Source organism: Actinoallomurus acaciae (assembly GCF_042429965.1).
Lineage (GTDB): Bacteria > Actinomycetota > Actinomycetes > Streptosporangiales > Streptosporangiaceae > Actinoallomurus > Actinoallomurus acaciae.
The window spans coordinates 3197-6338 of sequence record NZ_JBHLZP010000736.1 but is presented as its reverse complement, the minus strand read 5'-3'; the positions used below and the strand labels follow the sequence as shown (position 1 = coordinate 6338).

General features: G+C 71.7%; 4 protein-coding genes. 3 read left to right on the top strand and 1 reads right to left on the bottom strand.

Annotated features, from left to right (window positions below; translation table 11 throughout):
• Together ACFFNX_RS46025 and ahcY are read left to right on the top strand one after the other, a co-directional pair.
• The coding region (locus tag ACFFNX_RS46025) for an adenosylhomocysteinase (RefSeq protein WP_378212663.1) at window positions 1-347 on the top strand (347 nt) is incomplete at its 5' end.
• A gap of 13 nt (window positions 348-360) precedes the next feature.
• A complete protein-coding gene (gene ahcY, locus ACFFNX_RS46020; RefSeq protein ID WP_378212662.1) occupies window positions 361-1614 on the top strand; it encodes an adenosylhomocysteinase in 1254 nt (417 codons plus the stop codon).
• Window positions 1615-1621: 7 nt separating this feature from the next.
• Here the strand turns inward: ahcY and ACFFNX_RS46015 are convergent, their stop codons facing one another.
• Window positions 1622-2323, bottom strand: a complete 702-nt coding sequence (locus ACFFNX_RS46015; RefSeq protein ID WP_378212660.1) for an NADPH-dependent F420 reductase — start codon at window positions 2321-2323, stop codon at window positions 1622-1624.
• A gap of 46 nt (window positions 2324-2369) precedes the next feature.
• Between ACFFNX_RS46015 and ACFFNX_RS46010 the strand changes: the two genes are divergently transcribed.
• Window positions 2370-2768, top strand: coding sequence for a winged helix-turn-helix transcriptional regulator (locus ACFFNX_RS46010; RefSeq protein ID WP_378212659.1), 399 nt, complete (start codon window positions 2370-2372; stop codon window positions 2766-2768).
• Window positions 2769-3142 lie beyond the last annotated feature (374 nt).

The following is a 3142-nucleotide window of genomic DNA, read 5'->3' as shown; positions in this document are numbered from 1 at the left end:
AGGAGGAGGTCAAGCCGCAGGTCCACACCTGGACCTTCGAGGACGGCCACAACATCATCGTGCTGGCCGAGGGCCGCCTGATGAACCTGGGCTGCGCCACCGGCCACCCGTCGTTCGTGATGTCGAACTCCTTCACCAACCAGGTGATCGCCCAGATCGAGCTGTTCACCAAGACGGAGAACTACCCGATCGGCGTCTACACGCTGCCCAAGCACCTGGACGAGAAGGTGGCCCGCCTGCACCTCGACGCGCTCGGCGTCAGGCTGACCACGCTCACCAAGGAGCAGGCCGCCTACATCGGCGTCGACGTCGAGGGCCCGTACAAGCCGGACCACTACCGGTACTGATCGCGTTTTGGCGATGAAGGCAGATATCGCGGACCCCGGACTCGCCGAGTCCGGGGTCCGGCGTATCGAGTGGGCCGACCGTTCCATGCCGGTGCTGCGGCGCATCCGCGAGCGGTTCGCCGCCGAACGCCCGCTGGACGGCATGAAGGTCGCGGCGTGCATGCACGTCACCACCGAGACCGCGAACCTCATCCGCACCCTCCAGGCCGGCGGCGCCGAGGTCGCTCTCGCGGCGTCCAACCCGCTGTCGACGCAGGACGACACGGCCGCCGCGCTCGTGGAGGAGTACGGAGCGGCCGTCTTCGCCCGGCAGGGCGTCGACCGCGACGGCTACTACCGGCACATCCACCAGGCGCTCTCGATCGGGCCGGACCTGGTGCTGGACGACGGCTGCGACCTGGTCAACACGCTGCACACCGAGCGCCTCGACCTGGCCGGCGGCGTACGCGGAGGCTGTGAGGAGACCACGACCGGCGTCATCCGGCTGCACCAGATGGCCCGCGAGGAGGCCCTGCGCTTCCCGATGGTGGCGGTCAACGACACCGACACGAAGCACATGTTCGACAACCGGTACGGCACGGGCCAGTCCACCCTGGATGGCATCGTCCGGGCGACGAACACCCTGCTCGCCGGCAAGACGATCGTCATCGCGGGCTTCGGCTACTGCGGCCGCGGCCTGGCCGAACGCGCCCGCGGCATGGGCGGCCGGGTCGTCGTCACCGAGATCGACCCGGTCAAGGCGCTGGACGCGGCCCTGCAGGGCTACCGGGTGCAGCCGATGTCACGCGCCGCCGAGGACGGCGACGTGTTCATCACCGTCACCGGCAACACCGACGTGATCCGCGCCGAGCACTTCGCCCGTATGAAGGACGGCGCGATCCTCGCCAACTCCGGCCACTTCGACGTGGAGGTCGACGTACGGGCGCTCGCCGACCTGGCGGTCGAGGTCCGCCGGGAGGTACGCCCGCAGGCGGACGAGTACGTCCTGGCCGACGGGCGGCGCCTGGTGCTGCTCGCCGAGGGGCGGCTGGTGAACCTCGCGGCGGCCGAGGGGCACCCGGCCGCCGTGATGGACATGTCGTTCGCCGACCAGGCGCTGACGTGCGAGTGGCTGCTCACCCAGGACCTGACTCCAGGGGTGTACGAGGTGCCGGAGGCGATCGACACGGAGGTCGCCCGGCTCAAGCTGGCCTCGATGGACATCGAGATCGACGCCCTGACCCCGGACCAGGAGGTCTACCTGTCGTCCTGGCGGCGCGGCTCCTGAGACGCCGCTACGGCGTGGAGCCCGCCGGGACACGCGGTACGGCGGAGGCCGGGTCGTGCCCGGCGAACACCAGGCCGATGACGAATCCCGCGGTCTCCTCCAGCTGGCGGGCACGGTCCAGCGGCCCCAGCACGGCCGGCCTGCCGCCGACGGCGCGTACGAGCTCGCCGACGACGTCCAGCGCCGCCGGATCGTCGCCGCACATCGCCACGGTGACCGGAGTCTCGCCGTGATCCTGGGGCGTCGTCCACTGGACCGAGGGGAAGAGATGGAACGCCTTGACGACGTGCGCCCCCGGGGCGAGCCCGGCGATCCGCTCCGCCATCGATTCGCCGTGCCCGGTGAGCAGCGCGCCCACGCCGTGCTCGACCGGGTTCGTCGGGTCGATCAGCGGTGTGCCCGCCAGCGCGCCGCCGGAGGCGCCCGCCGCCTTCAGCATGTCCTCGGCGCCGTCCCATGACACGGCGAGCAGCACCGCGTCGCGCCCGGCGACCACCTCGGACGAGGCGGCCGCGCGTACGTTCGGGCCGAGCCGGTCCGCGAGCTCCCGCGCCTTGGCCGGTGATCGTCCGCCGACCACGACCTCGTGTCCCGCCCGGGCCCACCCTTCGGCCAGTGCCGCCGCCAGCGTCCCCGTTCCCAGGATTCCGATCCGCATCGTCGTTTCCCTTCTGTGCTGATCGTCAGGCGGCCACGGTAAGGAAGGCATCGCGCACCGATCGGTGCGTATCGCGTGCGCGATGATGGTGGGTGCCATGAGCGAATCCCACTGCGATGACCTGGTCGCCGACTGCCGCCTGCGGGCGGCCACCGAGCTGTTGGCCCACACGTGGGATCCCGTCGTCCTGGCGGCTCTCCAGACCGGGCCGCGCCGGCGCCGCGAGCTGCGCGCCGCGATCGGCGGCATCAGCGACAAGGTCATGACCGAGACGTTGCACCGCCTGTCCGCCAACGGCCTGATCGACCGCCGGACCTACGCCGAGGCGCCGCCTCGCGTCGAGTACGGCCTGACCGCCCTGGGGCGAAGCCTGGTCGACGGCCCGATGAGGGCGCTCGGGGACTGGATGACCGAGCACGGCGACGAGCTCCTCGACGCCCAGGAACGCTCCGGGGCCCTAGATTGGAGCCATGCCGCGCGGGACGTACGTTCATGACTCGCAGGTCGAGGAAAAATTCTCCTGTGCTCCGGACGGAGGAGGCTGGCGCTATACCGCCGAGCGGTCCGACGGCGGCACCGTCGAGCTCGTCGCCGACGGGCGCTGGCGGCCGGCCCGGCTGCAGGTGACCTCCGGCGAGCACCTGCTGCGCGGTGGCGCGGCAGGGGCCGAGCTGCTGTGGGTCACCGGAGGGCGGGAGGGGTCCGCCCGCGCGACCGGGTTCGTCGGTGACTCTCCGGGGCTGCTGGTCGCCGTCGCACGCTCGCTCGGCCTGGCCGAGGGCGAGCGGGCCGACGTGCGCCTCCTGATGGTCACCGAGCCCGCGCTGGCCGTCCGTACGGTGCCGCAGCGCTGGGCGCTCACCGAGGTCA